General features: G+C 40.0%; 7 protein-coding genes. 5 read left to right on the forward strand and 2 right to left on the reverse strand.

Annotated elements, in window-relative coordinates:
* A partial coding sequence (gene nirB, locus PSN35_RS05375) for a nitrite reductase large subunit NirB (RefSeq protein ID WP_300030521.1) occupies positions 1-2,098 on the reverse strand: 2,098 nt, incomplete at its 3' end.
* A 302-nt stretch (positions 2,099-2,400) separates the two neighbouring features.
* Between nirB and moaE the strand changes: the two genes are divergently transcribed.
* Entirely contained in the window at positions 2,401-2,850 is a 450-nt protein-coding gene (gene moaE, locus PSN35_RS05380; RefSeq protein WP_300030524.1) for a molybdopterin synthase catalytic subunit MoaE, read from the forward strand.
* Here the strand turns inward: moaE and mobA are convergent, their stop codons facing one another.
* Positions 2,851-3,447 carry a molybdenum cofactor guanylyltransferase MobA gene (mobA, locus tag PSN35_RS05385; protein WP_300030527.1) on the reverse strand — a complete coding sequence of 199 codons (597 nt, stop codon included), beginning with the start codon at positions 3,445-3,447 and terminating at the stop codon, positions 2,851-2,853.
* Positions 3,448-3,528: 81 nt separating this feature from the next.
* Between mobA and glp the strand changes: the two genes are divergently transcribed.
* From glp to moaD, 4 genes are read left to right on the forward strand one after another with little or no spacing between them, the layout of a single operon-like run.
* On the forward strand, positions 3,529-4,794 hold the full coding sequence (glp, locus tag PSN35_RS05390; protein ID WP_300030530.1) for a gephyrin-like molybdotransferase Glp: 1,266 nt from the start codon (positions 3,529-3,531) through the stop codon (positions 4,792-4,794).
* Positions 4,791-5,273, forward strand: a complete 483-nt coding sequence (gene moaC / locus PSN35_RS05395) for a cyclic pyranopterin monophosphate synthase MoaC (protein ID WP_300030533.1) — start codon at positions 4,791-4,793, stop codon at positions 5,271-5,273. The genes glp and moaC overlap by 4 nt, the downstream gene beginning before the upstream one ends.
* Positions 5,266-6,264, forward strand: a complete 999-nt coding sequence (moaA, locus tag PSN35_RS05400; RefSeq protein ID WP_300030536.1) for a GTP 3',8-cyclase MoaA — start codon at positions 5,266-5,268, stop codon at positions 6,262-6,264. Before moaC ends, moaA begins: the two co-directional genes overlap by 8 nt.
* Positions 6,261-6,497, forward strand: coding sequence for a molybdopterin converting factor subunit 1 (gene moaD, locus PSN35_RS05405; protein ID WP_300030539.1), 237 nt, complete (start codon positions 6,261-6,263; stop codon positions 6,495-6,497). The genes moaA and moaD overlap by 4 nt, the downstream gene beginning before the upstream one ends.
* Positions 6,498-6,695 lie beyond the last annotated feature (198 nt).

Genomic DNA, 6,695 nt, shown 5'->3' on the forward strand with positions numbered 1-6,695 from the left:
GAATCTCATAACCCTTCTCCGTACAAATCACACCAAAATCTTTAATGGTTGCTTCTGCGCAATTACGCGGACAGCCACTTACACCCATCTTGAATTTGTGTGGCATAAAGTGCGACCAAACAGCATCTTCCATTTTCACCGATAAGCCCATTGAGTCTTGTGTGCCCATTAAACAGTGATCCGAACCAACACAAGATTTACACGTTCTGGTTGCTTTACCATAAGCGTAACCAGATTCCATACCCGCTGCAGCAATTTCATCCCACATATCATTTAAGTTATCTTTAGCAATACCTAATAAATCAATACGCTGACCACCCGTAACCTTAACGGTTGGCACCTCATATTTAACCGCAATATCTGCCAAAGCTTTAAGCTCCGATGGCGTTGTTAAGCCACCTTGCATTTGCGGCACAATGGAATAGGTACCATCATTTTGTAAATTCGCATGCATCATTTCGTTGTGAGGACGTTCTTTGTCATTGTGCTCATAAGCCTCATTAAACTGAGACGATAAATAGTAGTTAATCGCTGCACCACATTTTTCGCAAGATCCATCAAACCCTAATGCAGATCTAACTTCATCAATACTAGCAACCTCTTCTAACGATCTGACATGCTCACGCACTTCTTCTGTTGAATGATTTGTGCAATCACACAAGGTGTCTTTAGCCACCAGTTCAGCGCCAGAGACAAAGCTAAATACCTGTTTAGCCACTGATGCACAACCACCACAACCTGTTGCGCAGCCAGTCTCTTTTTGCATTGATTCAAAGGTATCGCAGCCATTAGAAACCGCAGTAACAATATCACCTTTGGTGACACCTAAACAGCCACATACTTGCTCATCGTCCGCCATTTTTTCAACACCAGAGGCACCTGCACTCGCTTCATCAATATTAATATCGCCAAATAATAAAGTTTTACGCATCTCAGCAATATCGGTTTCATTTTTAATCAAATCAAAATAAAACAAACCATCAGTTGAATCACCAAATAACACTGCGCCCACTAATTTATTATCCCGAATTGATAAGCGCTTTCTCGTGTTTAACGAATGGTCTTTCGAGCACATAACTTCATCATCTTCATTATTAAATTCACCCGCTGAGAAAACATCCACACCAGAGATTTTTAATTTGGTTGAAACGTCTGAGCCAGTGTACATATGATGATTAACCTCACAAATCTGTTCAGCACACACTCGCGCCTGTTCAAATAATGGCGCCACCAAACCGTAAGTCGCCCCTCGGTGTTTAATACACTCACCTACTGAATAAATAACTGGGTCAGAGGTCATCATTGTGTCACCTACCATAATGCCGCGATCTGTATGCAATCCAGCTGAAGCAGCTAGCGTGTCTTCAGGCACAATACCAACCGACATGACCACCATATCTGTCTCTAATTGAGTGCCATCTTCAAACTCTAAAGCTTCAACTTTGGTCTCACCGATAATTTTGGTGGAGATAGCATTCATTTTAAAGTTAATGTTTTTATCTTCCAGCACCTTTTGCAATAGGCCACCTGATGAAGCATCAAGTTGCATGTTCATGATTGAATCGGTGTTACCAATAACGGTTACTTCAAACCCCAATTCATTGAGCCCGTTTGCTGCTTCCAGGCCTAATAATCCTGTGCCAATCACTGCCACTTTTGCTGATTTTCCAACTTGAGCTTTCATGTACGCTACATCGTAAATATCTCTAAATGAAACCACACCTTCTAAATCCTTGCCAGGCAACGGCAAAATAAAAGGTCTTGAGCCGGTACAAATAACTAATCGATCATAATTAATGTCATAAGATTCTTTTTCATTAGTTAATAAGACGGTTTTTTTCAAGCGATCAATCGATGCCACTGAACAGCCAGGCTTAAAGGTAATGTTATTTTGTGAGAAATAACCCTCGTCATGGGTTTTAATTTCATCAAACTCTTTTTCACCTGAGAGTACCGGAGAAAGCATAATACGATTGTAAGGCAGTTCTTTTTCTTCACCAATAATGGTGATTTGATACATCAGTGGGTCAATCTTTAACACCTCATCCACCACTTTCATTGCACTCATACCCGAACCAATAATTACTAAATTTTTCATCTTATTTCTCTCTTATTATTAACTTTCTTTAAACCAAAAAAAAGCCAGTTATCCCGTTTGTAAATCAATACAACACGATAACCGGCTTCAATACCAAAGTTACCAATCTCATCTTTGAAATTGGCAAAAAAAAGACGCTTATTTAAGATCTTTAAAAAAAGATTTAAATAAACGTCTGTGTTTGTTGTTATTCCCGTCTTTGGAAACTAACTAATTGAAATTATACCTATTTTTACTTAATATTAGCGTTATCTGATTAAAAAAGATTAAAGCTAGCTTATACATACCCCTATAATTAATCCATGAATAAGATACTTGTCCAAGAAGAGAATTTTGACTTAACCACCGAAGTAGCACTTGCCAGAGGCAATGATAGTGACATTGGCGCTGTGGTGAGTTTTGTAGGCACAGTGCGCGATTTAGATGATGCGTCTATTAAAAAAATGACACTTGAGCACTACCCTCAAATGACAGAAAAAGCACTTAACACTATTGTTGAGCAAGCTCAGGCTCGATGGCCACTAGGCAACACAACAGTGATTCACCGAGTGGGTGAACTTAATATTAATGATCAAATCGTGCTGGTGATTACCACCAGCAAACACAGAAAAGCGGCATTTAAATCTTGTGAATTTATTATGGATTATTTAAAAACCCAGGCGCCTTTTTGGAAAAAAGAACACACAAATACTGACAGTAAATGGGTAGAAGCAAAGGACAGTGACACGAGTCAAGTTGACAAGTGGCGTTAATCATGGGTTTTTAGAGGCACCCTCAAGTAAATCCTCAGGTGTGTTAAAGTTTACAAACATTCGCTCATGGTCTGAAAAATCTACCTCAAGCGCCTGATTATCTCTAAAAAATTGCCCCAACCTGCGCTCACCACTGGCTAAATATTGGTCTAATACCGGCTTAATGCACACATTAAGCAAGGAAAATGTCGGGTGTAAATGTTGATGTTCACTGGCTACACACAAACTAACCTTATTATTAGCCATGGCGTCAACCAATCTTTTGATTAGAATTGGCTCAACATAAGGCCCGTCACAAGGAAGCACGAGTAAATACTTTGTTTTAATGCGACTTAACGCCGCTGCAATGCCGGCAAGCGGGCCTTGAAAATCACTTAAATCATCACTCACCACTTCGCCAAACGCTTGATACAAGTCAATGTTTTTGTTGGCACTCACCCATATACTATCAACATTGGCGCGAATGGCTGTTGCGACATAAGCGATTAATGGCTGGTCTTTGTAAAGAACCAACCCTTTGTCCTTACCATTCATGCGTCTTGCTTGGCCACCTGCAAGAATAAGTGCGGTAATATCGCTTTTACTAATAGTTTCCATGTGGGTATGTTATCGATAAATCGGGCGGCGTATGATACAATAAAACGCATTTTTTAATATAACCAGATATTTAGAACCAAAATGGATAATCAAAGTGTTGACTGCGGCTGTGATCAAATTATTCAACCATTGTTGTCTACAAACGAGGCGCTAGAAACATTAACCAAGGCCGCCATCAGTACGAATAAAGTAGAGGTTGTAAAGCTAGATGATGCACTTAACCGCATCTTAGCTTGTGATGTTCGCTCTAGCATCAATGTACCTGGTTTTGACAACTCGGCCATGGATGGCTACGCCATCAACCTTAAAGAAGATCAAATCAACACACCTGGTGGCTTTGCATTTGAAATCACCGATCGAATCCCTGCTGGCAGTACTGGTAATGAATTATCTCCTGGGTGTGCAGCGCGTATTTTTACTGGCGCACCTATTCCCAAAGGGGCAAATACAGTCATCATGCAAGAAGAATGTGAGCTGATTGAAAACGACACAAAAATTGAAATATATCGACCAATCAGTCTTAATGAAAATATTCGCCCAATGGGCAATGACATTGTATCAGGTGACATTATTTTAGACAAAGGCCATCGACTAAAACCCCAAGATATTGCATTGGCCGCCTCTGTTGGTGTTAAAACTTTAGAAGTGTTTCAACGCATTAAAGTTGGTGTGTTTTTTACAGGTGACGAGCTGGTTAAACCGGGGTGCGAATTAAAACCTGGTCAAATTTATAATTCAAATCGCTATGCGTTAGTTGCCATGCTGAACAACTTAAATTGCGACATCATTAATCTAAACACAATCAAAGATACGCTTAAAGACACAACCGATGCACTAGCATCACTTAAAGATAGTTGTGACTTAATCATGACAACGGGTGGTGTATCGGTGGGTGAGGAAGATCATGTAAAGCCGGCAGTTGAAAGCCTGGGTGAGCTTAATTTATGGCGAATCAAAATGAAACCAGGAAAGCCGCTCGCCTTTGGAAAAGTTGGCAATACAGCCTTTATCGGCTTGCCGGGTAATCCAGTTTCTGCCATGGTAACTTTTTTACTATTTGCCCGACCTTTTATTAAAAAACTTCAAGGTTGTACGCATTATTTAAATACGAGTTATAAGGTCGCTGCTAACTTTGATTGGCATCGATCTAAACCTAGGCGTGAATTTGTTCGTGTACAACTTGATCAATCAAGCATTCCAGCTAAAGCAAATCAATATCCAAAGCAAGGTTCCGAAGTATTGTCTTCAATGGTTTGGGCGGATGGCTTGGTTGAAATTGAAGAAAAAACCACCTTCAAACAAGGTGAAATAATCAATTTCTACCCGTTAAACGAGATGATGTCATGAGTGATGAATTAACCCATGTAAATACCAATGGTGAAGCTAATATGGTGGATGTAGCGAACAAAAAAACCACCACGCGCATTGCCAAAGCTCAAGCTAAAATTTTAATGAAAGCTGAGACACTTCAAAAAATCAAAGACAATGATTTTAAAAAAGGTGATGTACTCGCCGTAGCTAGAATTGCCGGCATTATGGCAGCCAAACAAACGCACCACCTTATTCCGATGTGTCACAGCCTAAATTTATCAAAAGTCGGTGTTGATTTTGAATACCTTGATAACGGCATTTTAATCAACACATTTACCAAGCTAAATGCCCAAACTGGTGTGGAGATGGAAGCACTCACTGCTGCCTCTGTAGCTGCACTCACCATTTACGACATGTGTAAAGCGGTTGATCGTTTTATGAAAATCACCGATGTGCAACTACTTGAAAAGCAAGGTGGTAAGTCTGGGCATTGGCTGTTGTCAGATCATGAGTAACAAATTGATTGACAAATTTGGTCGTGAGATTAACTACCTCCGACTCTCAATCACTGAACACTGTAACTATCGCTGTTTTTATTGTCGTGATGATGAGCACACGCCAAACTGTAAACGTGAAGACATTTTAAGCTATGAAGATATCCAGCGTATTGTGCGCTTATTTGCCGAGCTGGGTGTTAGTAAAGTTCGCCTTACTGGTGGTGAACCACTAATTCGCCGCGGTATTGTTAAAATTGCCAGATTAATCAGCTCGGTTCCCGGTATTACCGATATGCCTTTATCAACCAACGCGCACTTGCTGGGTAAATTTGCAGACAAGCTTCATAAAAATGGCGTTAACCGAGTTAACATTTCTATTGACTCCCTAATACCTGAAAAATTCGAAAAAATTACTCGCGGTGGCGATGTACATGAAGTGATTAAAGGTATTGATGCTGCCATTGCCTCAGGCATGAGCCCGATTAAAATCAATGCGGTTGCCATGCGCGGTATTAATGATGATGAAATCGAATCAATGATTGATTTCGCCATTGAAAAAGGTATTGATATTCGCTTTATTGAAACCATGCCCATTGGCAATGCTGGCATCGAAGCCTTAACTCAACATATGAGCGAACAAGCTATTTTTGCTAAAATCAGCCAACACCTTGAAGGTCGGTTATTACCGTTAATTTCTAAAAAAACAGACGGTCCAGCCAGTAATTATAAAATTAAAGATACCAATACCACCGTGGGCATTATTAGCGCTGTCTCAAACCATTTTTGTCAGACGTGTAATCGCGTTAGATTAACCACTAAGGGGGATCTTATTCTTTGCCTAGGACAAGAGGATGCTATTTCTCTAAAAGACGCTGTACGCTCAGATTTGAGTGATGATGAAATTAAACAAATGATTATGGATGCAATTAATAAAAAACCCGAAAAACACGAATTTAACACGGTGGTAGATAATATTAGTAATAGACAAATGGTGGAGATTGGCGGATGAAGATTCTATACTTCGCCTCACTCAAAGAAAACCTTAAAACCTCAAGTGAAAGCATTGAGCTTGAGAACAACACCAGTGTCAAGCAACTAAGAGATTTACTGGCCAATAAACATGGTGAGCATTATTTTCCAAGCAACATCCTATGCGCTGTTAATCAAGAAATAGCCACCGACGCAACCCTCATTCAAACCACAGACGAAGTGGCCTTTTATCCGCCGGTAACCGGCGGGTAATTTTTGATTTTTTTTAGATAGAATTTGTCTAATTACACTAAGGGTCAAGATAACTTTAGAGGCTTTTTTCTAAAAATTCCAAGCACAACGAGGGAACAAAGGTAAAGAGGCGCATGGTGTTAGTGGCAACAAAATGCGACTAAAGCCATCTCTCCTCAAGGGCATTGTTTAAGTAAGTCGTGGCGTCATAAAGGTAAA

The organism is Candidatus Thioglobus sp. (genome assembly GCF_028599055.1).
GTDB lineage: Bacteria > Pseudomonadota > Gammaproteobacteria > PS1 > Pseudothioglobaceae > Thioglobus_A.

Coding starts and splice junctions, on each gene's coding strand:
- moaE (WP_300030524.1), top strand. CDS start 2,401: ATGAATAAGATACTTGTCCAAGAAGAGAATTTTGACTTAACCACCGAA.
- mobA (WP_300030527.1), bottom strand. CDS start 3,447: ATGGAAACTATTAGTAAAAGCGATATTACCGCACTTATTCTTGCAGGT.
- glp (WP_300030530.1), top strand. CDS start 3,529: ATGGATAATCAAAGTGTTGACTGCGGCTGTGATCAAATTATTCAACCA.
- moaC (WP_300030533.1), top strand. CDS start 4,791: ATGAGTGATGAATTAACCCATGTAAATACCAATGGTGAAGCTAATATG.
- moaA (WP_300030536.1), top strand. CDS start 5,266: ATGAGTAACAAATTGATTGACAAATTTGGTCGTGAGATTAACTACCTC.
- moaD (WP_300030539.1), top strand. CDS start 6,261: ATGAAGATTCTATACTTCGCCTCACTCAAAGAAAACCTTAAAACCTCA.